Source organism: Falsiruegeria mediterranea M17 (assembly GCF_900302455.1).
GTDB lineage: Bacteria > Pseudomonadota > Alphaproteobacteria > Rhodobacterales > Rhodobacteraceae > Falsiruegeria > Falsiruegeria mediterranea.
Genome location: NZ_ONZG01000021.1, coordinates 1 through 23,716 on the forward strand (window position 1 = coordinate 1; position 23,716 = coordinate 23,716).

Here is a 23,716-nt window from a genome sequence, read left to right on the forward strand (position 1 = left end):
GCCATCGCCCAAAACCTCCGGAAACTAGCAAAACTCAAGCCAATGGTGACAACCACCGGCTGACAACAAGCCTCAGCATCGGTCGTTCAATAAAATCAGCGCAGTAGCTAAACGCGCAACGCCAAAACCAACGACTTTTTCAACGAAATCGGCGGTCTCCGGACCTTAGCTGCAAACGCGAGGTGGTTATCCATTACGGGTTCTGCCCGCTCGTAATCTGCCTGATCCCTGCTGCACATGATCGACTGTTGTCCGTTCTCGGCCCCCGCCTCCCCCCCGGGACACCGGTGCGTCAACAAAACTAACGTGCTGCTGTTTGGCTACCGCGAAAAGTTCATACGAGACCTTGGACGAGAGGGTTGTGTGATCGACAAAAAGACTGCCCGCATCCACATCTGCAAAGGCGCCGTCGTCGCCAACGCAAATGCTTCGCATATCGGTATAGTTCCCCACACATGCCATGACCAGCTCCGCCCTTTTGACGGCTGTTGCCGGGGTCAAAGCGCGTGTTCAACCGCGCTGAGCGGCCCAGGCGTCCGCCTTGGCTGCCGTACGGTATTAGACGGTTACGTCGTGCCCCGCGGCCTGTAAGTGGCCTGCGATCGGGTAGCCCATCATGCCAAGGCAAAGGAAAGCAATTTTCGTCATCGTGAGTGTCCTTTAAAAGCTACAGTAAGTCGCCGGGCGTCTTACCAGCAAAGAACGCGTCAAGGTTGTCGAGTGCGCGGAACCCCATCGCGTCACGCGTCTGGCGCGTGGCGCTGCCGATATGAGGCAGCATGAAGATGTTGTCATGCGTGGCAAAGGCGGGGTTTCCGCCGGGTTCAACTTGAAAACAGTCAAGGCCCGCAGCTGCGAGGTGGTCCTGAGTTAGGGCGTCCAGCAACGCGGTCTCGTCCACCAGCGCTCCACGCGCCGTGTTCACAATCACAGCACCTTGCGGCAGCAGGGCAAAGCGTTCCTGGTTCATAAGGTTTGTCGTCTCAGCCGTGGCCGGGCAATGCAATGACAGGAAATCTGCGATACTCAGAAGGCTTTCGACACTGCCATGGTAGGTCGCGCCCTGCGCGAGATCAGGGGCCAACTCGGTACGGTTATAGTAATGGATGTCCATGTCAAAACCGCGCGCTTTTGCAGCGAACGCACGGCCCACACGGCCCATCCCGATGATGCCTAGCCGAGCGCCTGTGACCTGCTTGCCGACCATAAATGCAGGTGACCAGCTATCCCAGGCACCCGTGCGCACGATCCGATCACCGGCCACCGCATGGCGGGCCGCGCCAAGCATCAATAGCATCGCCAGCTCGGCTGTTGCATCCGACAGCACGTCGGGCGTGTTCGTTATCGCGATGCCGCGTTCCTTGAGCGCGGGCAGATCGCAATGATCAACGCCGACAGAGTGGTTCGCCACGATCCGCAGCCGGTCAGAAAACCGCGCCACCACATCCGCACAAAAGTGTTCGGAATGGCAGGGTATGATGGCGTCGAATTCGGCGCTGGCCGCGATCAACTCCTCCGCCGTGCCGGGTGTGTCTTGGTGATTGATCACCACGTCATAATCGCGGGCGGCCCGCTTGAGCGTGGCGTCCGACAGGCGGCGTGTAATCCAAAGGCGCTTACGGGTCATTTTTGCGGACACATTCATCCCAGAAGTCATAAATCGCCAAACTGCAAACCACGATGGCGATGATCATGAACGGCAGACCGCCGTAAAACCCGGCAAAACCACTAGAGATGCTTTGCGACAAGCCGCCGATGAAAATGCATAGAAATGCAGTTCCAATGAACCCGGCGATCAGTTTCACAGTGTATGACATGGTATTTCCTCTCTATGAGCCGGCCGCTTGGACCAGTTCGGTCTGCAGCCAGCGCGCGGTGCGCAGCAGCCGATCGTCTTTTTCTGCCGGGCCGATCAATTGCACCCCGATGGGCAAGTCTGTTTCCCCCACAAGTAGGGGCAGTGTGACACAAGGCAGACCGGCCAAAGTCCACAATGTACAGAATATCGGGTCTCCGGTGCCATTGCCAAACAGGGGCGCTTCGCCTGCGGCCGAGGGTGCGATGATCCCATCAAATTCTACAAAGAAATCGGCAAAAAACGCCTCTGCAGATACTTTGACATCAAGGGCGTCCTCGTATTCGGTGTGGGTGATTTGACGCCCGCGAGTGATAACGGGTTTGAGTGTGTCGCTTATCTGGTCCCAGTGTTGGTCGAACACCTCTGCCTGATGCTGACAGATTTCGTATTCATGGATGCGCGCTTGCACAGCGACAAGATTCGATAATGTTTCCGCGGGCTGCATGCGGGTGACTTGCGGCCCCAGAATGTCCAAAACGGCTTCAAGCCCTGTGAGCGCAGCCTCTGACAAACGGTCGTTAAACGGCAATTCGAACCATACCAAATCAGGGGGCACGGGCACGTCTGCCGCGACGCCTACAGACATGTCCGGTCGGGGGCGGGCAAAACTGGCCGGGTCGCGCTGGTCATATCCGGCGATGGCGTCGGTTAGCAGCGCCGTGTCGGCGAGTGTGCGGCCAAAGCAGCCCACCTGGTCCAGAGAAACAGATGTTTGCAACACCCCTGTGCGTGAGATCACTCCACGTGTGGGTTTGAAGCCGAACGTGCCGCAGAAAGATGCAGGCCGGATCACGGACCCGTTCGTTTGCGTGCCAATCGCCAGAGGCACATGAAATGCAGCCACTGCCGCCGCTGAACCACTTGACGATCCCCCGGGGCTGTAGTTGGCATTGTGTGGATTGCGCGTCTCGTTTGCATGAACAAAGGCGAGTTCGGTTGTTACGGTCTTGCCCATGATAACTGCGCCGGACTCGCGCAGGTGTTCGACCAGTCGGGCCACATTGTCGGTCTCGCGCCCTGCAAAGATCGGAGTGCCGCGCTGCGTCGGCATTTTGGCTGTGTCGATGATGTCCTTGAGGCCCACTGGTATTCCGTGCAAAGGCCCCAAAGCCATTCCAGCTTTGCGCAATCGGTCGCATTCGGCAGCCTGCGCAAGTGCGGCGTCCGGATCCAGAAACGCCCATGCCTTTATGGCCTCGTCTGTGGATTTGATCCGATCAAGGCAGGACTGCACCAAAGCGACGGATGTCAGTCGCCCAGCCGCCATGGCGGCCAAGGCTTCTGTTGCCGAAAGAGTGTAGGAGTCCTTGATCATGGAATGTAGGGCCCAAAGAGGTAGTCAGGGAACCACAATGCGATGCCGGGGAATTGGTACATAAGCACCATCGTAAAGATCACGATGCCCAAGTACGGCATGATCCCGCGGAAGATTTCCATCAACTCGATCTGCTTCTTTAGTACGCCCTTTAGGTAATACGCCGACATGGCCATGGGCGGAGTAAGGAAAGAAGTCTGCAGGTTCAGTGCTACGAGCATCGCAAAGAAATAGGGATTCACTCCGAAGACTTCGAGCAGAGGCAGGAAGATTGGCACGAAGATGATCAGGATTTCCGACCACTCCAGCGGCCAGCCCAGCAGGAAGATGATGACTTGTGCAAGAATCAGGAACTCCCACGGCTCAAGGTCCATGCCTCCCACCCAATGGGCGATGATGTCATGGCCCCCGAGATAGGAGAATACGGACGCAAAAGTCCACGAGCCGACAAACAACCAGCACACCATTGCTGTGGCTTTTGCTGTCAGGAACACGCTTTCCTTTAGTTTTGTCCATGTCATGGAACGATAGAGTACTGCCAGGACCATACCTCCAAGAGCACCCATCGCAGCGGCCTCTGCCGGCGTTGCCAAACCGCCCAAGATGGATCCGAGGACAAGCGCGATCAGAACGGTCAACGGTACGAAGCTGACGAGCAGGTCCCAATAAATCTCACGCGGGGGTGGAGGGTCCTCCATCGTGGGCTTTGGGGCCAGCGACGGTGTCAACCAGACTCGAAAGATCACGTATACGATATAGAGGCCGGCAAGCAGCATGCCTGGAAAGAGAGCCGCAGCATAGAGGCGCAGTGGAGACAGGTCGGCAATCGCTGCATAGACGATCAACATGATCGAAGGCGGAATAAGAATGCCCAGCGTACCGCCCGCACAAATGACGCCAGAGGCGAAGCTCTTGTTGTAGTCGGCTTTGGCCATCGCTGGAAAGGCCAGCAAGCCCATCAACGTGACCACCGCACCAACGATGCCAGATGCGGTAGAGAAGACGGCACAGGTCACCAGCGCGGCAATAGCAAGGCTGCCAGGCAAATTTCGAGCGGCCATGTAGAGCGAGAAGAACAGCTTGTCGACGATATTGGCGCGTTCCACTACGTAGCCCATGAACAGGAACAGCGGGATTGCGACGAGTATCGGGTTCTCCATCACCGAATAGGTGTTCTGGTTCAGCAGATAGAAGATGTTGTTGTTGAATATGTCACCAATGCTCTCGATGGAGCCGCCCTGATGGTAGGCGTAGTAGCCAAAGGCGACGCCCATTGCCAGCAATGTAAAAGCGATCGGGAAACCCAGCAGGACGAGGACGATAAAGAGCGCAAGCATCAGCAGGGCGACTTCGGGATTTGTCATCTTTTTTACTCTCTTGAAGCGCTAAGCGGCTTATCGATTATTCGGAGATATGGCTTCGATCGCCTCAAGATCGGCTTCGCTGAGCAGATCTTCAGTTTCCTTCACATCCGCCAGTCGCTCGGGCCAGACACCAGTGCGCATGGCCATTACGCAACGCACCAACTCGGCGATGCCCTGTACCGCAAGCAAGCCACCGGCCAGTGGGATAAGTGACTTGAAGAAGTAGATTTGGATCGAGGCGGGGCTGTTAAAGCTGACTTCCTTGTAGCGCCAACTGTCCGAGGCAATTTCATAGCCGTACCAGACCAGTGCGATGATGCCGGGAAAGAAGAACAAAAAGTAGAGCAGAAAATCCAAGCCTGCCTGGACCCTGACCGGAAACAGGCGATAGACAACGTCAGCCCGAACATGCGTGTCCTGCGCTAGCGCATATGCGCCGCACATCAGGAACAATGCCCCATACATCTGGATCATCATGTCGAACGCCCAGACCGTCGGCGAATTCAGCACGTAGCGCACAAAAACTTCGTAGGACACCGACAGTGTCAGGATCAGAATGCACCACCCAAAAGCCCGCCCCGTCCAAAGGCTGAGGCCCTCGATCGCGTGAACAAATCTCATCTCTTATTTTCTCCCCACAGATCCGCTGGGCTTACTGTGTAACCTGCGGACAAGATGTCCGGACACCAAAACGATGCCCGGACATCTCAGTCTTGTACTGAAATCAACCGAAGTAGTGGTTGTAAGCCAGCTTATAGTCTGGCTGGTTCAGGTTGAGATAGTTCATCACGTTCTTCGCATACGCTTTCTGCGATTCCATCACCTTGGCAAAGAACGGGTCGTCCTCGGCGATACGTGCTGTGACTTTGTCCCATGCTTCAAGCTGTGCGGCCATCACCGAATCCGGCGTCCGGTATACATTCACGCCGTCAGATTCCTGCAGCTTCAGCAGGTCGTCCGAATAGCGCTTGGTGTTGCCCCAGTAGAAGCCGGAGTTTTCAGCCATCGACGCATTCTTGATGATCGCCTTGTGCTCATCCGACAAAGCGTTGAATTTGTCCTTGTTGATCGTGACTTCAAAGAACTCCTGGCTCTGGTGATAAGACGCAAGGTGGTAGTGCTTGGACACGTCCTGCATACCAAAGTCGCGGTCAGAGGTGGGGTTGTTGAATTCAGCCGCGTCAATCAGGCCTGACTTCATCGCAGGCTGGATTTCGCCGCCCGGAAGCTGGACGACCGACATACCCATCTCGAGCAGAACGTCAGCAGCCAAGCCAACCGTACGGTACTTGAGGCCGTCCATTTGCGAAGCGTCTGTGATCTGCTCTTGGAACCAGCCAAGAGGCTGAGCAGGCATAGGTGAGTTGAAGAAGGACACGACGTTGAGACGCAGTGTATCCATCAGCTCGTCAAAGAGTTCCTGACCGCCACCTGCGTGGACCCATCCCAGTACTTCCTGGCTGGACCAGCCGAAGCAAGGGCCGGTGCCAAAGAGTGAAGCCGCTTTGGATTTGCCGTACCAATACGCAGGCACATAGTGTGCTGCGTCCAGAACGCCGCGGTGTACCGCGTCTTGCATCTGGCTGGTTTTTACAACCGCGTCGACCGAAAGCACTTCGATGGTCAGCGACCCGCCGGACATTTCGTTGACGCGCGCCGCGAAAGATTGCGCGTTCTCTAAGAAGATGCCGCCGCCCCATGCTGCTTGCATCTTGAGTGTTGTTCCATGGTCGTCCGCAATTGCGGGGGTCGCCAAAGCAGCAGCACCAGCAACAGCCGAGCCGCGCAGAAAGTTTCTGCGATTAAGTGTATCTTTCATGTTTCCTCCCAAGGAATCTGATGTGGCTCAAACTTTGCAACCATTGGCCACACACAAAAATTCAGGCTTGGATGAACCGTTCTTTTTCGCCCTCCCAAGGCTCCTCAACCCAATGGTGGACCAGCGGCTTCTCCCGACCTTCGACTTACGTTAAGTCAAAATAAGACATTGACAAGTGCTGAAATGGTGCGCGGCGATGTGCGATCGACTCCGGGTACTAGCGGGCCTTGTTGCATAAATCAGGTTCTGAGGGGATTTCACCTTTCCCCGGACGGACTTATCCTACGGCCACTGTGACGGGTCTGCCGAGGGCGGTATAGCCGTTCAGCACCGCGATGCGGGCTTGCAGCTCCGCGACCTGGCGGTCGAAGTCTCGAGCCATCAGTGACTGACCAAGCAGGTTGATGCCGTTCATCCTGCTTTCGACCCGGCTCCGGCGGTGGTAGCCGCTCCATCTTCGCCAAATGGCTCGGCCCAGGTACTTTGAAACGCGCAGCGCTTCGTTGCGTGCGACGACACCTGGGCTCGTCGGGGTCCAGGGTTTGGCGTCTTTGAGCAGCCTCATCCGACTGGTCCAAGTTGATTGTTAGTGCATGATTGGCCTGCTTTCCATCAGGATGATGGCCTTTGGTGCCGGTGACCGAGTACCGTTTCCGAGCCATCTTCCATCCCCCAATTCGTGGTCCAAACAATGGCCCCGTTTTAGGGGGCAGGCACAAGTCTTGAGCCTAAGTCCCCCAGCACCCCCTCCCTCTTTAACTGCTTAAATCTGAATTTCTTGATATTTGGATTGATCCACTGACCTTCTGTGCTAATATTTTGACTGGTTCAGCAGGCATGGATGGGTATGGAAGCGATACAGCGAGACGATCAAGTTAATAGTGCTCCCGCTCTCCCCAACCGTTCGCGGTTGTTCGTTAGTGTCATTTCCGTGGGCATCAACGTGCTCGTATTGGCACTGCCCCTCGCTCTTCTTCAGGTCTATGATCGAATTTTGCCGAACCAATCAGCAGGATCTGCGATTGTCATTTTTTCGGCTGTTGTCGTGGCGTTGTTGCTTTCAGGACTGCTTCGATACGTCAGATCTGGCATCTTTGCTCGCTGGTCTGCGTTGGAGGAACACCGGCTCTGGTCTCGAACCGCACGGCAATTGCTTCAAGGGCATCACAGCAGGGAGGACGCTCTTATGCTCGCCTCCGCGCCCGCCAAGGCACGTGATGTGAATGTGGGTCAAACGATGCTGGCCCGCTTCGACGCGCCCTTCTCCATCGTTTTCCTCGCTCTGATTGCCTATCTCGGTGGAATCGTGGTCGCCGCGCCCTTGCTGGTTGCCGCCGTTTCAGTAGTCGCCTTTTTTAGTGTTGCTCCTCGGAACCGGGCGGCGCTGGAGCAAGAGCTGCGCGCGGGCGCGCAATTCGAGGCTGGTGTGACGGGGCTTGCGAACACATCCTCGAACACTACGAGGTTGTCCAGCCTCGGCTCTGTGTTTGCCCGATTGGCCTACGCCCGCTCGGTTCAGTCGAATGCAAACAGGACGACGCAGAACGTCAGCACCTTCCAATTGGACCTGTTGCAAAGCGGCGCACTAATTTCGACCGTCGGTGTTGTCTGGTTGGGCGCCGAAGCGGTGCTCGCAGGACAGATGACAACCGGCGGCCTTGCTGCCTGCACGTTGCTCGGCTCTCGGGCGGCATCCCAGCTTGTCGGGATTGCGGCGACTGGTCTGCGTGCTCAGCCCGCAGCCATCGCAGCGGTGCAATCTAAGGCGGTCCTTGAAACCAATGAAGGAACCGAACGTCGACCGTCCCTTACAACGACAGAGTATCTACAGACGGCCGGCGGTGGTCTCTGGCTGCTCGAGGCGACCCTTAATCAATCGCCGTCCGAGAAGCTGGAAGCCATCATTGGTCACCTGCCCCGCAACCTCGCGGATCCCGAGGCGGTCCGGATCGTTCCAGCTCGGCCGCGGCTGCTGAGCGGTCGACTGATGGATTGTCTTTCCCGGCTGGACAAGGCTCTCGAGGTTCAAGCGTTGTCTCTGTCGCGCGAGGTCGGGCTTGACAACCTCGTTTGTCGCCTAACCCACGGGTACGATACGGAACTTGAGGCGTCCGGCCGACCACTCTCGGATGGCGGCGCCAAGCGCGCCGCGATAGTCCAAGCATTCACCGGCAATCCCAAAATGGTTATTCTCGAGGCGCCAGAAGCCTGCCTTGATGTCGAAGCACTGAAGATGCTGTCGGCATTCCTTCTTGCACACTCGGATGACGTCAAGATCGTGGTGCAGACATCATCCGAGGATCTTCGCAACGACCTGGAAGTTGCCACTCGGCTCGAAAACCCAAGTAACTGGATCGAGGGGCTAGAATGATGTCCGATGCCCCCAGCTTTCTCCAGTCCATTCTTAAGTTTCTCGACGGGCGCCACTCCGATCAGGCCTTAGAGGCTGCATTTGGGGGGTTCTCATCATCGCTGTCTGACATGGCGCGCGCCTGCAACCTGATCGGGGTACACGCCTCAGTTCACAAGGGCGTTCCGGCATCCTGGAGCGACGGGCATGATGGCGCTCTGATCACGAAAGAAGGCTCCAATTGGATTAGCATCGTAAGACGGGATGGTGATCTCAGTTCATTCCCGGAGCACAATGAAGCGGATCAGGTTCTCTTGTCCAACGGGCCGTTTCTATATCTGCGCATGCTCCCCGAAGCAGAGGCATCGAAAGTCACGTATGCCAATCTATCGTCTCGCGCGCGCGGCGCCTTTGTCCATGTCGCGTGGCAATCCTTAGTCATCAACCTATGCGCTCTGGCGGTGCCTTTTTTCACCATGGCTGTGTACGACCGGGTGTTGGGGGGCGGCGCCGCTCAGTCGCTTCCGGCCCTCTTGTCAGGCGCAGTAATCGTTCTGATCACAATGCTGGCAATGCGGCGCGTGCGGTCGGGGCTTGCTTCTGCAGAATATGCCGCGCTTTCGGGGCAGATCTCGACACTGCTGGCGGGCAAGATGCTGCGGTCGCCTGCATCGAATGCGGCCGGAAATTCTGGCAGTACGATCATCGCGAGGGTACGGCAAGGCGAGCGCGCAGCTGATCTGTTCGCCTCTCCGAACATTGCGGCGATTTACGATGCGCCCTTTATCCTGCTGACATTTGCCGCCCTGGTGATCGTTGGCGGCGGCATGGCGATCATCCCCGCGATCTACCTTGTGCTGTTTTTCGGTTTCGGCTTACTGATGAATGCTGGAACCGGTGGCAGGGACCCTTATGCTGTCCGTCAGTCCCAGCGACGCACGCAGATGATCGGTGAACTGGTCGATGCCAACGGGGCCATTCAACGCGCCGGACTAAGCAAAAAGTGGCTTCAGCGGTTCGACGCGACCTTGCGGTCGAGCGCGCGCGACACACACCGTTCCATGATAAGAACCGGATCCCATTCGGCTATCGCAACCACCCTCGGGTCTGGCACCGCTTTGGTTACGCTGGTCGTTGGAATCGATCTCGCACTGAAGGGCCATTTGTCGCCGGGCACGCTGATCGGGACCATGTTGTTGACATGGCGCATTACGGGTCCGGCACAATCGCTGTTCCTAGCAATTCCGCGCCTCAAGGCAATCCGCAGCGGTTGGACTTCGCTTCAGGTTCAGCTCCGTGCGCCCACAGTGGGTCAGGATTCCCATCTTCAGATCGCACTCGAACCTAAGGCACCCGCCGTGGCTGCGCAGGGTCTCTTCTACCGTCATGAAGCTGGTCAACCACCTGCCGTCACCGGCGTAACGTTTGATGTCGCCCCTGGCAGCGTGGTCGTCGTCATGGGGCCAAACGGGTCGGGTAAATCTACTTTGCTCCAACTCGTCTCGGGGCATCTTCGCCCGCAATCCGGGCATGTGACGCTAAATGGGCGCCAAATGTCCCAGTACGATCCCGACGAGATCGACGTGCGTTGCGCCTATGTCGGTGGTGACAAGAGCGTTTGGCTGGAGCGGAGCAAAACAAAGCTCAGGGTTGGGTTTTCCCTGGAAGCCGATGTGGAACGTGCAGCCTGGAGCGCGATTACGGGACATGACTGCTCGTTCTTCGTTCTCGACGATCCGCTCTCGGCAAATGGCAAGGATGCCGTGAACGAGATCGCGACGTTCATCGACGAGAGGCGTGGCAACGCTACAATCTTCCTTGCAACCCACGACACGGAACTCGCGGCGCACGCCGATATTGCCATCGTGCTGGACGCCGGAAATGTCGTCTATTGCGGACCTGTTCAGACAGAAAAGCCAGAGGCAAAATCTTCGACGGAGGAGAAAAGTAATGGGTGAAAATCGCGGAGATCAACCTTTCGACCTTTACGATACTTCCACCTTTGTCTGGATGCGCCGTGCGGCAATCGTTGTTCTGCTAGGACTTGCCGCGCTGGTGGTCTGGATGGTCTACATGCCGGTCGACGAGATCTCAAAAGCGCGCGGTGAAATCGAACCCATCACGCAAGTGAAACGCGTCGAAAGTCGACATGGCGGCCAACTGGCCGAACTGCGCGTGACGCGCGGTCAGATGGTGGAAGCGAGCGAAATCGTGGCTGTCCTGGATCAGGCTGAAGCGCAATCTGCACTTCGGGCCGCCGAAGTTCGCATTGCGGGTCTCTCCCTCGAGATTGAACGCCTCCTCGCGCTTGCAGAAGGTCGAGAACCAGATTTCTCAACCCATGCTGAGGATTTCAGTGGCCTCGTGGAACGCGAGAAAGCCGCTCTGGCAGCAACACGAGCCTTCATTCGCGCCGAACACTCGGTGATCCGCTCTCAAATCAAAGAAAAACGGGCCGAGATTAGCGCAATTGACGAGGAACGCCCCCAACTCATCCAACAGATCGCCGTCGCTGAGGAGGAGCGCTCTGTTCAGCAGGACCTGTTGGATCGCGGCCTGAGCGCACGCGCGAAGCTTGCTGAACTGCGCGAACAGGAGGCTCAGTATCGTTTTGACCTTGCGCAACTCGCTGGCCGTCGAGCCATCGCCGAGGCTGAGGTCGCCGAACTTCAGGCCTCACTGACACAAGTCGAATTGGATGAGTTTGCCAAGGCGAGAAGCCGGATTGCAGAGGCAGACTCCCAGCGTCGCGCATTGCAGGCTGAAGCTGCCGGCCTGCTGAGCCGCGTTGCTGAGACCGAGATACGCTCTCCAATTGCCGGGGTAATCCAATCGATCCCCGACGACACGATCGGCGACGTCATTGACCCCGGCGGCATGGTGGTCACGATTGTTCCGGCCGATGGTGGCTACCGTTTCAGCGGGCGCTTGTCGCCGCGCGATGTCGGCTTCGTCTCGGTCGGGCAACCCGTTCGATTGAAAATCGACAGCTTCGACTACAGCCGTTTTGGCGCATTGCCCGGCACAGTTGAGGAAGTGTCACCTACAACGGCTGTCGATGAGCGTGGAATAGCTTTCTACGAAGTCCTGGTGCAGCTTGACAGTGACCATTTCCGCGATGCCGAGGACGGCCTCATTCTGATCGCCGGGATGACCGGCGAGGCCGACATAAGGACTGGCTCCAAGACCGTTTTTCAGTATGTCTGGAAACCCATTTACACAAATCTTGACCTTGCATTGACCGAGCGGTGAGGAGCGACGCGATGTCAGACCATAACCCGAGCAAGCCCCAAACTTCGCGCGCGACAGCGGACCCCAGGGACGAATTGTCAGAAGAAGTTTTTGCCTGGGTTGTGACTGACACGAGCGAACTTGCAGAAGTTCCGACCGAGGGCTCTCATGCTGCACCTGAGGGCTCCGAGCAAAGCGGGGGCGGTTCCGGCAATCGGCAGTTGTTGGTTTCTGCACCGGCCCTGGCACGCCATATGGGTGTTGATTTTTCCGAGCTGCATTCCGAACCAAGTCGTCTTGGGGCAGAACCCGGCTCCGACTGGTTAGCCTCGTCCGGCTTGGCCCCACTCCCACCGGTTCACCTTCGCGGCTCAGTCGCGGGCGAACCCAACTTCACCCACGCCTTACCGAGCATAGGATCAAATCAGAACGTCGGGCATGCGGTCATTCCAACGGCTTCAAGCGGCAGTGGCAGTCAAGCATCGAGACAGACGCCGAGCCATATCGTGACGGGCGGCCAACCAAACGGGCCCGCCATTGCCGGGTTCATCCCGAGCGCAAAGGAAGGCAACCCCGTCCCAATCGTGATCTCGGTGGTGAATGGCAACAACACCCTGAACGGATCCACCGTGACCTTGGGTGGATTGCCACCCGGAACAACCTTGGACCAAGGTCACGCAGGACAAGGCGGCACCTGGGTCCTCGGCCCTGGCACCGACTTAAAGACCCTGACCATGACGCCCCCGACCGACTGGTTCGGATCCGGACACATCGCAGCGACCGTTGTTGATCCAAACGGACACTCGGCGCAGATCCAGATGCCATTTACTGTGCAGCCGCAGCCCGACGCAGCCAAGATTACGGGAACGGACTCCGGAACTGCGTCCGAAGACCATGTATTGAGTGTGTCCGGCGCGTTGACGGTCATCGACCCTGATCCGGGCGAGGCACATTTTCACACCGCGGCCTTGACCGGCAGTTACGGTCGTGTGCAGATCGATCGATCAGGTCATTGGACCTATGTTTTGAACAACAGTTCTCCTTCGGTACAGGCGCTGGTTTCGGGACAGAGCGAGCACGAAACGTTCACCATCCATAGTGTGGATGGCACAAGCCATCAATTGGTGGTGATTGTTATGGGCACCGACGACAAGGCCGCGATCTCGGGCACCGCCGTGGGCGCCGTGACAGAGGACAAGCTGACCGCGACCGGCGGCAAGCTCGATGTCACAGACCCAGATGCGGGCCAGGCCAGCTTTGTGCCACAGACCGGCGCGGCAGGCGCCCACGGCAGTTTCACCGTGCAGCCCGATGGCACCTGGAGCTACACGCTCGACAACGGACAACCCGCTGTCCAGGCGCTCAAGACCGGCGACCAGATCACCGACACCCTCACCGTCTCAACCGTCGACGGCACCACCAAACAGATCACCGTCACCATCAACGGCACCGACGACAAGGCCGCGATCTCGGGCACCGCCGTGGGCGCCGTGACAGAGGACAAGCTGACCGCGACCGGCGGCAAGCTCGATGTCACAGACCCAGATGCGGGCCAGGCCAGCTTTGTGCCACAGACCGGCGCGGCAGGCGCCCACGGCAGTTTCACCGTGCAGCCCGATGGCACCTGGAGCTACACGCTCGACAACGGACAACCCGCTGTCCAGGCGCTCAAGACCGGCGACCAGATCACCGACACCCTCACCGTCTCAACCGTCGACGGCACCACCAAACAGATCACCGTCACCATCAACGGCACCGACGACAAGGCCGCGATCTCGGGCACCGCCGTGGGCGCCGTGACAGAGGACAAGCTGACCGCGACCGGCGGCAAGCTCGATGTCACAGACCCAGATGCGGGCCAGGCCAGCTTTGTGCCACAGACCGGCGCGGCAGGCGCCCACGGCAGTTTCACCGTGCAGCCCGATGGCACCTGGAGCTACACGCTCGACAACGGACAACCCGCTGTCCAGGCGCTCAAGACCGGCGACCAGATCACCGACACCCTCACCGTCTCAACCGTCGACGGCACCACCAAACAGATCCAGATTACGATCCACGGAACGAATGACGCGCCGGTTCTGAGTACTGCGACGGCCTCAGCAACCGAGGACGGGTCCTCGGTCACCGGCCAGATGTCGGCCACGGATGTGGATACGGGTGACACGCTGGCCTATTCTCTCGGGCAGACCGCCCCTGCCGGATTTACGCTGAACGCAGACGGCTCCTGGAGCTTCGATCCGACAGATGGGGCCTATCAACATCTGGCGGCAGGCGCGACGCAGCAGCTCACCATCCCGGTCACAGTCACCGACAAGACCGGGGCCACAGATACCGAGAACCTCGTCATCACGGTGACAGGCACCAATGACGGCCCGGCCGTCAGCGGCCCGGTCACGCTTCCGGGCGGCACCGAGGACAAGGCGGTGCAGATCACCGCGGCACAGCTTCTCGAGCATGCGACCGATATCGACACGGGCGATGCACTCTCGGTGACCGGCCTGACGGCAAGCCACGGCACGATCAGTGGCGACGCGGCCAACGGCTTCACCTTCACGCCGGACCCCAACTACAACGGCCCGGTCGCCCTCAGCTACACCGTCACCGACGGCCATGGTGGAAACACCGCGCAAACCGCCAACCTGACATTGGCGGCAGTCGGAGACGCGGCGGTGATAACGGCGAGTGTTCCTCAACTCAAAGAGGACAGGGACCTTACTGGTTTCGGCAGCGGCGCGGAGCTACAGGCAACGGGGCATTTCCACGTCACGGATCCCGATGGCCCGGCACAATCGCAATTCGTGCCACATGATGTGAACGGGCTGTTACAGGGGTCTTTTGGCGGCACGCTCCAGATCTACGCCAATGGAAAGTACTATTATCATCTTCCGAATGTCGACGTCGATTATCTCAAGGACGGGGAGTCGGTACAGGATCGCTTCACCATTGATAGCGTCGACGGCACGACCCAGGAGGTCGTGTTTACAATCCACGGCACCAGCGATGCACCCGTCATCTATTCCAACCGACACTATGTGTTCGAGGACAATCATCCGCTGGCGGGTCAGGTTGGCAAACCGCTGACCGACAGGATCAGCGCCGATGATGCAGACAAAGGCGACACTGCACAGCTGGTGTTCAAGCCCATAGCGCAGGTGCCAGGATTTTCTCTGAAGCCGGACGGTAGCTACACTTTCGACGCATCCAACAGCGCCTATCAGTATTTGTCGGAGGGGCAGAAGCACACAGTATCGATCCCCTTCTCGGTGACTGATCCGGATGGACACACATCGACAGGCCATCTGACGATCAAGGTGGAAGGCACCAATGATGTGCCGTCGATCGACGGAAGTTCCGTGACAACGGGCACCGTCACCGAGGACGCCAGTTCGACGAGGGCGACGGGAACGATGTCCGCGAGTGATGTCGATGCAGGCTCGCGGCTCCATTGGGCCGCGGTGGGATCGACCCAGGGACACTACGGGTCATTTGCCATCGATGCCCACACAGGTCAGTGGACTTACACGCTCGACAACAGCCTGCCTGCCACGCAGCAGCTTTCGGCTACCGATCAACCCACCGAAAACTTCCGCGTCGCAGTGATTGATGAGCACGGTGCCCAGAGCCAGAAGACCGTTGTTGTCACGGTGAGCGGAACAAACGACGGCCCGGCCGTCAGCGGCCCGGTTACGCTTCCAGGCGGCACTGAGGACAAGGCGGTGCAGATCACCGCGGCACAACTTCTCGAGCATGCGACAGATGTGGACACGGGCGATCAGCTCTCAGTCACCGGCCTGACGGCCAGCCACGGCACGATCAGTGGCGACGCGGCCAACGGCTTTACCTTTACACCGGACCCCAACTACAACGGCCCTGTCAGCCTGAGCTACACCGTCACCGACGGTCACGGTGGAAGTGTCGCGCAGAAGGCGACAATCGCGCTGGCCGCCCGGGATGACCCGGCGGTTGTTTCCGGCACGGATACCGGCGACTTGACCGAAGACAAAAATGTAGGACCGTCGTCGGCACATCCGATTAGCGTTGGTGGCACCTTGAGCGTTTCGGATCCTGACGGAGCGGCATCGAACCACTTCAGTTACTCCATCTGGGGAGAACATGCGGTCTCTGATCCTTTTGGCGGAAGCCTTCACATGGACCGCTATGGAAACTGGCACTATGCGGTGGACAACTCTCATGCTGCCGTTCAACGTCTCGCCGCCGGTGAAGAAGGGCATGCCACGTATCGTGTGAGCACCGCAGACGGCACGACGCACCAGATCCAGATCACGATCCACGGGACGAATGACGCGCCGGTTCTGAGTGCTGCGACGGCCTCAGCAACCGAGGACGGGTCCTCGGTCACCGGCCAGATGTCGGCCACGGATGTGGATACGGGTGACACGCTGGCCTATTCTCTCGGGCAGACCGCCCCTGCCGGATTTACGCTGAACGGCGACGGCTCCTGGAGCTTCGATCCGACAGATGGGGCCTATCAACATCTGGCGGCAGGCGCGACGCAGCAGCTCACCATCCCGGTCACAGTCGCCGACAAGACCGGGGCCACAGATACCGAGAACCTCGTCATCACGGTGACAGGCACCAATGACGGCCCGGCCGTCAGCGGCCCGGTCACGCTTCCGGGCGGCACCGAGGACAAGGCGGTGCAGATCACCGCGGCACAGCTTCTCGAGCATGCGACCGATATCGACACGGGCGATCAGCTCTCGGTCACCGGCCTGACAGCCAGCCACGGCACGATCTCGGGCGACGCGGCCAACGGCTTCACCTTTACGCCAGACCCGAACTACAACGGGCCGGTTGCCCTCAGCTACCAGGTCACGGATGGCCATGGAGGGACGGTCGCGCAAACCGCCAACCTGACATTGGCGGCAGTCGGAGACGCTGCCATCATCGGCGGCGTTGATACCGGCGATGTGACCGAAAACACGGCTGGAGTGGACATGTCGCCTGACTACGCGCAGCCAGGTATGGCCACGCTCCAGAGGTCCGTACTCTCTGCGGACGGCAAATTAACGATCCTCGATCCCGATGCCGGTGAAGCGGAGTTTGACACGGTTCGACCGGGCATAAATTATCACGGAACCTATGGCGACCTGTACCTGAAAGCCAATGGGGAATGGCACTATTACGGTGATGCCGGTCATCTGGCAGACGCTGGTGCTCGGCCGACCACGCGCGGCACGGCGATCGACCAGCTGGGCGTTGGCCAGACGCTGACGGACACGATCACGGTGCATTCCAAGGATGGCACGCCGCATGACATCGTGATCACGATCCACGGCAGCAACGACCGGCCCTATTGCTCGTCCGAAGTCACGCTACGTCCCGGCACCGAGGATGTACGCCAGACGCTCACCACGACGCAGCTGCTCGCGAACACCGTCGATGTCGATGCCAACGATGCCGGCAAGCTGAGCATCGAAAACCTGCACCCTGATCACGGCTCGATCCGCGACAATGGCGATGGTACCTTCACCTTCACGCCTGGTAAGGATTACAGCGGCGCGGTCCACTTCACCTACGACGTGAAGGACGCCCATGGCGGGGTGACCCACACCGGAGCCACTACAACACTGGCGGCCGTCGGCGACGCCGCCGTGATCACCGGGACGGATACCGGGTCGGCGACCGAAGACAAGGTGCACGGCCGGATCGTGATCAGTGGCGATCTGGACGTGACGGATCCGGACGGTCCAGGACAGGAGCATTTCCAATACAGCCAGTTTGGGGAACATGCTGTCTCCGACCCGTTTGGCGGCAGCCTGCACATCAGTTCCGCGGGAACGTGGAGCTATGTCACTGACAACAGCAATGCAGCCGTTCAACAGCTCGCAGCAGGTCAGGTCGGTCATGCCACCTACCGGGTCTCTTCCGCGGACGGCACGACGCATCAGATCCAGATCACGATCCACGGAACAAATGACGCGCCTGTTCTGAGTGCGTCCACGGCCTCGGCGACCGAGGATGGCAGCGCGGTCTCGGGACAGATGTCGGCGACGGATGTGGATACGGGCGACACGCTGGCCTATTCACTCGGCCAGGCGGCCCCTGCGGGGTTTGCGCTGAACGCAGATGGCTCCTGGAGCTTTGACCCGACCGATGCGGCCTATCAGCACCTCGCGGCAGGCGCGACCGAACAGGTCACCATCCCGGTCACCGTCACAGATGGCACCGACACCGACACGCAGAACCTCACGATTACCGTCACAGGCACCAATGACGCTGCCGTCTATTCGGGATCAACGACTGGCAGCATAACCGAAGACCAGCTCAGCAGGTCCGGTAGACTTGAAACCGCCTGGCACAATTTGGATGTCACGGACCCCGACACGGGCGAAGGACAGGTCGTCGCGATCGAAGTGGGCGGCGTATTGCACCAGCTTCCTGCGAATTTCGCCTCGACCATCCAAGGTACATATGGCTCTTTCCATACAACCCATGGCACGGATGGGCACGATAAGTGGATGTATTTCGCCGACAATGGGAACCCGGCCATCCAGGGTTTGAAGGCTGGCGAAAACCTGGGGGAAACGGCGGTTCTGGTTACTCAGGATGGTACGCGGGTTCCAATCTCGGTTACGATTCAAGGCCATGAAGACGGTGTGGTCATCGATACGCCTGCCTCGACTGCCGGTTGGCTGGGCGAAGTCGTCGAGGACAGCAAGACGCAAGTGAGCGGTCAGCTGCAAGCGCATGATACCGACACGCACGACAGCGTGTCCTTCACGACGCAGACGACAACGAATGCCTATGGCACCTTTACGGTAGACGCATCCGGGCATTGGGCTTTTGCTCTGGATAACAACGCGGTGCAAAACATGCGCGCGGGCCAGCGGCATGCAATGGGCTTCGATATTGAAGCGGTGTCGACCGACGGTTCGAAGGCAATGCAACATGTCGAGATCTTCGCCCGAGGCACCAATGATGCCCCAGTGCTGAGCGCTTCGACCGCATACGCAACGGAGGATGGCCAGCGCGTTACGGGTCGGATGTCAGCGACTGACGTAGATACCGGCGACACGCAGCGCTTCTCGATCGCTCAACCTGTTGACGGGTTCACGATGAACCAGGACGGGTCGTGGAGTTTCGATCCCACGGGTGCAGCCTATCAGAACATCCCAGACGGCCAGACGCGAGATGTGACCATTGCCGTTACGGTCGCCGACAAGGCCGGTGCGACGGATACCCGCAACCTTGTCATCACCGTTACTGGAACGAACGATTCCGCGCGGATCGCGGGTGTTGACACTGGCCACGTGACCGAGGACGTCGGCCCCGGCCACCATACTTCGCTGGCCCGTATCTCCACGTCCGGCACGCTCACCATCACCGACCCGGATGCGGGCGAAGCTGCCTTTACCCCTGTAGCTGGAACGGCCGGCGCGGGCACTTACGGCAGTTTCACGCTGGATGCGAACGGGAATTGGACCTACACGGCCGACAATAGCCAGGCGGCTGTTCAGGGGCTGGGTACCTCGAGCCCGCCGCTGACAGATACGCTGACCATCACCAGCATCGATGGCACGCAGCATACGCTGACCGTGACGATTCACGGCACCAACGACGCGCCTGTTCTGAGTGCTGCAACGGCCTCGGCGACCGAGGATGGCAGCGCGGTCTCGGGACAGATGTCGGCGACGGATGTGGATGCGGGCGACACGCTGGCCTATTCACTCGGCCAGGCGGCCCCTGCGGGATTTGCGCTGAACGCCGATGGCTCCTGGAGCTTTGACCCGACCGACGCGGCCTATCAGCACCTGGCGGCAGGTCAGACCGAGCAGGTCACTATCCCGGTCACCGTCACCGACGGAACGGCCACCGACACCCAGAACCTTGTCATTTCCGTTACCGGCACAAATGATCTGACAGTTTTCGGCGGCGTTCAGACCGGCACTACGCATGAAGATGGAAACGATGTGCAGTTGTTCGGTTCAACGTACAAGCACGACGCCACCGATTGGCAGAGATTTACCGTGCACGATGCCGATGGGCCCGTGAGCCAATTGCAGATCGAGTTTGGCGGCAAGATCGCGATCTGGGACATGCAATCAGACCTTGATGTTGCTACCCCTTACGGCAAGTTCCAGTTCGTACACGCTGATGGCCAAGGGGTTCTTTCGGAGGGCTACTATTGGAACTACATCGGTGACAATAAAAACGCTGCTGTTCAAGCCTTGAAGGCCGGGGAGGCTTTGCCACCAGAACAGATAACCTTGATTTCGCCAGATGGTGTTCGATTTCCGCTCACCGTTACTGTTCAGGGAGCGGAGGACGGGGTCCGGATCGACACAAGTGGAACGATTGACCATGTGATCGAACAAGGTCCATCAACCCCTGTCATCACCAGTGGACAGCTTCAGGCACATGATATCGACACATCCGACAGCGTGAGTTGGCAGGCGACGCCGACGGGGGGGATAACAGGTCATCTGGGTACGTTCACCGTCGATGCTTCCGGTCATTGGGAGTATCAGCTTGATCCTGCAAAAGCCGCGATGTTGGGCGACAAGATGCAGTTTTTTGAACACTTTAGCATTGTGGCGACCTCGACCGATGGTTCAAAGGCGAACCAACAGGTGTCGGTTCAAGTGGTTGGTACCAATCAGGCCCCCTCCCTAAGCGCCATGACGGCCTCGGCGACGGAGGACGGCAGCCGGGTGACGGGGCAGATGTCGGCGACGGATGTCGATACCGGCGACACGCAGGCCTATTCGCTGGGCCAGGCGGCGCCGGCGGGCTTCACGCTGAACGGCGATGGCTCCTGGAGCTTTGATCCGACCGACGCCGCCTACCAGCACCTCGCGGCAGGCGCGACCGAACAGGTCACCATCCCGGTCACCGTCACAGATGGCACCGACACCGACACGCAGAACCTCACGATTACCGTCACAGGCACCAATGATGCGGCCGTCTATTCGGGATCAACGACTGGCAGCATAACCGAAGACCAGCTCAGCAGGTCCGGTAGACTTGAAACCGCCTGGCACAATTTGGATGTCACGGACCCCGACACGGGCGAAGGACAGGTCGTCGCGATCGAAGTGGGCGGCGTATTGCACCAGCTTCCTGCGAATTTCGCCTCGACCATCCAAGGTACATATGGCTCTTTCCATACAACCCATGGCACGGATGGGCACGATAAGTGGATGTATTTCGCCGACAATGGGAACCCGGCCATCCAGGGTTTGAAGGCTGGCGAAAACCTGGGGGAAACGGCGGTTCTGGTTACTCAGGATGGTACGCGGGTTCCAATCTCGGTTACGATTCAAGGCCATGAAGACGGTGTGGTCATCGATACGCCTGCCTCGACTGCCGGTTGGCTGGGCGAAGTCGTCGAGGACAGCAAGACGCAAGTGAGCGGTCAGCTGCAAGCGCATGATACCGACACGCACGACAGCGTGTCCTTCACGCCGCAGACGACAACGAATGCCTATGGCACCTTTACGGTAGACGCATCCGGGCATTGGGCTTTTGCTCTGGATAACAACGCCGTGCAAAACATGCGCGCGGGCCAGCGGCATGCAATGGGCTTCGATATTGAAGCGGTGTCGACCGACGGTTCGAAGGCAATGCAACATGTCGAGATCTTCGCCCGAGGCACCAATGATGCCCCAGTGCTGAGCGCTTCGACCGCATACGCAACGGAGGATGGCCAGCGCGTTACGGGTCGGATGTCAGCGACTGACGTAGATACCGGCGACACGCAGCGCTTCTCGATCGCTCAACCTGTTGACGGGTTCACGATGAACCAGGACGGGTCGTGGAGTTTCGATCCCACGGGTGCAGCCTATCAGAACATCCCAGACGGCCAGACGCGAGATGTGACCATTGCCGTTACGGTCGCCGACAAGGCCGGTGCGACGGATACCCGCAACCTTGTCATCACCGTTACTGGAACGAACGATTCCGCGCGGATCGCGGGTGTTGACACTGGCCACGTGACCGAGGACGTCGGCCCCGGCCACCATACTTCGCTGGCCCGTATCTCCACGTCCGGCACGCTCACCATCACCGACCCGGATGCGGGCGAAGCTGCCTTTACCCCTGTAGCTGGAACGGCCGGCGCGGGCACTTACGGCAGTTTCACGCTGGATGCGAACGGGAATTGGACCTACACGGCCGACAATAGCCAGGCGGCTGTTCAGGGGCTGGGTACCTCGAGCCCGCCGCTGACAGATACGCTGACCATCACCAGCATCGATGGCACGCAGCATACGCTGACCGTGACGATTCACGGCACCAACGACGCGCCTGTTCTGAGTGCGGCGACGGCTTCGGCGACCGAGGACGGTTCAACGGTGTCTGGCCAAATGTCGGCAACGGACACGGATAAGGGTGATGCGCTAACCTATTCACTTGGCCAAGCTGCACCTGCTGGGTTCACACTGAACCCTGACGGTAGTTGGAGCTTTGATCCCAAGGATGCGGCTTACCAGCACCTGGCGGCAAGCGCGACCGAACAGGTAACCATACCTGTAACCGTCACCGATGGCACCGATACCGACTCGCGTAACCTCGTGATTACCGTTACGGGCACCAATGACGGGCCTGTTGTTCATCCAGGAGACCTCGGAGCGACGCAACCGGGGGCAAACAAGACCTGGTCGCCTGCAGATCTGTTGGCCGCCATTCACGCGACCGACGTGGATCAGGGTGATCAACTGTCAGTTTCAAATATTCAAGTCGATGCGCGATACGGGAGCTTCCACCAAACCGGCGGCAACTGGGTGTTCACCCCCACATCCGGCGCAAACCAAACCGATGTCCCAGTGACGATCTCGGTAACGGATGGTCATGAAACTCGCAGTACTACGGCGACTTTGGATGTAACTGCGGCGCCAACACCTCCCAAGGCAACGCAGGTTCAAGGTTCTGGAACCACGCACCTGTCGGGCACTCTGACCGGCGGTTCCGGGGGGTGGTCGATCGACAATGGCCAAGGCCACGGAGTTCTCTCATTGCAGGGCCAGTACGGGACGTTGACCATCAATCCCCAGAACGGGCATTTCGAATACAATTATCGTGCGGATTCCGCTGTGATCAAACAAGGCGGTGGCGGAACAACATCCGGGCGCCATACCGACACGTTCCGCATCCTGCAGCATGGAACGCATACGTCGGATGCAGAGGTGCAGGTCAATATCAACGTCCAGAGCGTGCATGGGAACAGTGGTCACCACGTTGATCACACGACCCTGCTGGGTATTGACATCGTGCCAGTAACGCCTTCGCAACACAACGCTCCGAGTTACGATGAGCCTGCAATTGAGGTAACTGTGGACATGGATCCACAAGATCCCAATGACGAAATCATCGGCCTGAGCGACGTTGTTGAAGCGTCTGTCGCTCAACGATCAGAAGTTGCCGATGCTGAACAATCACAGGGCACTTCGCCCGAAAACGAACCCACCGAGCATTCGCGCGAGGCGATCGCCGGGTCCAGCCAGGACTCCCCAACATCCCCCTATCTTGACGCGATTGGAGGCGGGGTAGGTCCTGACGCGTCTTCTCAAACACCGGGCGTTGATCACGCAAACCCGTATGTGTCGGCACTTGGTGTTGACGCGTTATCGCCCGGTGACACACCTGTTCTGGATCCGACAACGTTGGATGACCCTATGGTGTCAGGAAATGCAGAGCCCGATGCTCAGAATGAAAACGTAGAACCTGATCTCCCGATGGATGATCCGATTGTTCATTTGCCAGAAGATGACGATCCGTCAACCAACTCGGGCTAGGTTGCAATGCGACGGAAGAACTA

General features: G+C 58.9%; 11 protein-coding genes and 2 pseudogenes. 4 read left to right on the forward strand and 9 right to left on the reverse strand.

The genetic code is table 11. The annotated features are described in order from the left end of the window. Positions 1 to 107: 107 nt before the first annotated feature. The 9 genes and pseudogenes from TRM7615_RS26280 to TRM7615_RS24325 form a co-directional block, all read right to left on the reverse strand. A complete protein-coding gene (locus TRM7615_RS26280; protein ID WP_370739835.1) occupies positions 108 to 239 on the reverse strand; it encodes a hypothetical protein in 132 nt (43 codons plus the stop codon). Next, positions 187 to 648: pseudogene (locus TRM7615_RS24290) on the reverse strand (NAD(P)-binding domain-containing protein). The gene TRM7615_RS26280 and the pseudogene TRM7615_RS24290 overlap by 53 nt, the downstream one beginning before the upstream one ends. A 19-nt stretch (positions 649 to 667) precedes the next feature. Continuing rightward, positions 668 to 1,627: a 2-hydroxyacid dehydrogenase gene (locus tag TRM7615_RS24295; protein ID WP_108792572.1), complete on the reverse strand. Its 960-nt coding sequence runs from the start codon at positions 1,625 to 1,627 to the stop codon at positions 668 to 670. Continuing rightward, positions 1,617 to 1,817, reverse strand: coding sequence for a hypothetical protein (locus TRM7615_RS24300; RefSeq protein ID WP_108792573.1), 201 nt, complete (start codon positions 1,815 to 1,817; stop codon positions 1,617 to 1,619). The genes TRM7615_RS24295 and TRM7615_RS24300 overlap by 11 nt, the downstream gene beginning before the upstream one ends. A 12-nt stretch (positions 1,818 to 1,829) precedes the next feature. Further along, complete coding sequence (locus TRM7615_RS24305; protein WP_108792574.1) at positions 1,830 to 3,173, reverse strand: amidase; 1,344 nt, start codon at positions 3,171 to 3,173, stop codon at positions 1,830 to 1,832. Next, the gene (locus tag TRM7615_RS24310) at positions 3,170 to 4,537 is read right to left on the reverse strand and encodes a TRAP transporter large permease (protein WP_108792575.1); all 1,368 of its coding nucleotides are present in this window, start codon (positions 4,535 to 4,537) and stop codon (positions 3,170 to 3,172) included. The genes TRM7615_RS24305 and TRM7615_RS24310 overlap by 4 nt, the downstream gene beginning before the upstream one ends. A gap of 30 nt (positions 4,538 to 4,567) precedes the next feature. Beyond that, positions 4,568 to 5,158 (reverse strand): TRAP transporter small permease subunit, encoded by a 591-nt coding sequence (locus TRM7615_RS24315; RefSeq protein WP_108792576.1) that lies wholly within the window; start codon positions 5,156 to 5,158, stop codon positions 4,568 to 4,570. A gap of 103 nt (positions 5,159 to 5,261) precedes the next feature. Beyond that, positions 5,262 to 6,356 carry a TRAP transporter substrate-binding protein gene (locus TRM7615_RS24320; protein ID WP_108792577.1) on the reverse strand — a complete coding sequence of 365 codons (1,095 nt, stop codon included), beginning with the start codon at positions 6,354 to 6,356 and terminating at the stop codon, positions 5,262 to 5,264. Between the two features lie 277 nt (positions 6,357 to 6,633). Continuing rightward, positions 6,634 to 6,909, reverse strand: a pseudogene (locus TRM7615_RS24325) (IS5/IS1182 family transposase); the annotation flags it as partial. Positions 6,910 to 7,197: 288 nt separating this feature from the next. Between TRM7615_RS24325 and TRM7615_RS24330 the strand changes: the two are divergent. The 4 genes from TRM7615_RS24330 to TRM7615_RS24345 all read left to right on the forward strand — a co-directional run bounded on the left by TRM7615_RS24330 (position 7,198) and on the right by TRM7615_RS24345 (position 23,693). Continuing rightward, positions 7,198 to 8,727 carry an ATP-binding cassette domain-containing protein gene (locus tag TRM7615_RS24330; protein ID WP_108792578.1) on the forward strand — a complete coding sequence of 510 codons (1,530 nt, stop codon included), beginning with the start codon at positions 7,198 to 7,200 and terminating at the stop codon, positions 8,725 to 8,727. Next, the gene (locus TRM7615_RS24335; RefSeq protein ID WP_108792579.1) at positions 8,724 to 10,664 is read left to right on the forward strand and encodes an ATP-binding cassette domain-containing protein; all 1,941 of its coding nucleotides are present in this window, start codon (positions 8,724 to 8,726) and stop codon (positions 10,662 to 10,664) included. Before TRM7615_RS24330 ends, TRM7615_RS24335 begins: the two co-directional genes overlap by 4 nt. After that, the gene (locus tag TRM7615_RS24340) at positions 10,657 to 11,958 is read left to right on the forward strand and encodes an HlyD family type I secretion periplasmic adaptor subunit (protein WP_165821533.1); all 1,302 of its coding nucleotides are present in this window, start codon (positions 10,657 to 10,659) and stop codon (positions 11,956 to 11,958) included. The genes TRM7615_RS24335 and TRM7615_RS24340 overlap by 8 nt, the downstream gene beginning before the upstream one ends. 485 nt (positions 11,959 to 12,443) lie before the next feature. Continuing rightward, on the forward strand, positions 12,444 to 23,693 hold the full coding sequence (locus TRM7615_RS24345; protein WP_165821534.1) for a VCBS domain-containing protein: 11,250 nt from the start codon (positions 12,444 to 12,446) through the stop codon (positions 23,691 to 23,693). Positions 23,694 to 23,716 lie beyond the last annotated feature (23 nt).

Coding starts and splice junctions, on each gene's coding strand:
- TRM7615_RS24295 (WP_108792572.1), bottom strand. CDS start 1,627: ATGACCCGTAAGCGCCTTTGGATTACACGCCGCCTGTCGGACGCCACG.
- TRM7615_RS24310 (WP_108792575.1), bottom strand. CDS start 4,537: ATGACAAATCCCGAAGTCGCCCTGCTGATGCTTGCGCTCTTTATCGTC.
- TRM7615_RS24315 (WP_108792576.1), bottom strand. CDS start 5,158: ATGAGATTTGTTCACGCGATCGAGGGCCTCAGCCTTTGGACGGGGCGG.
- TRM7615_RS24335 (WP_108792579.1), top strand. CDS start 8,724: ATGATGTCCGATGCCCCCAGCTTTCTCCAGTCCATTCTTAAGTTTCTC.
- TRM7615_RS24330 (WP_108792578.1), top strand. CDS start 7,198: ATGGGTATGGAAGCGATACAGCGAGACGATCAAGTTAATAGTGCTCCC.
- TRM7615_RS26280 (WP_370739835.1), bottom strand. CDS start 239: ATGTGCAGCAGGGATCAGGCAGATTACGAGCGGGCAGAACCCGTAATG.
- TRM7615_RS24300 (WP_108792573.1), bottom strand. CDS start 1,817: ATGTCATACACTGTGAAACTGATCGCCGGGTTCATTGGAACTGCATTT.
- TRM7615_RS24320 (WP_108792577.1), bottom strand. CDS start 6,356: ATGAAAGATACACTTAATCGCAGAAACTTTCTGCGCGGCTCGGCTGTT.
- TRM7615_RS24305 (WP_108792574.1), bottom strand. CDS start 3,173: ATGATCAAGGACTCCTACACTCTTTCGGCAACAGAAGCCTTGGCCGCC.
- TRM7615_RS24340 (WP_165821533.1), top strand. CDS start 10,657: ATGGGTGAAAATCGCGGAGATCAACCTTTCGACCTTTACGATACTTCC.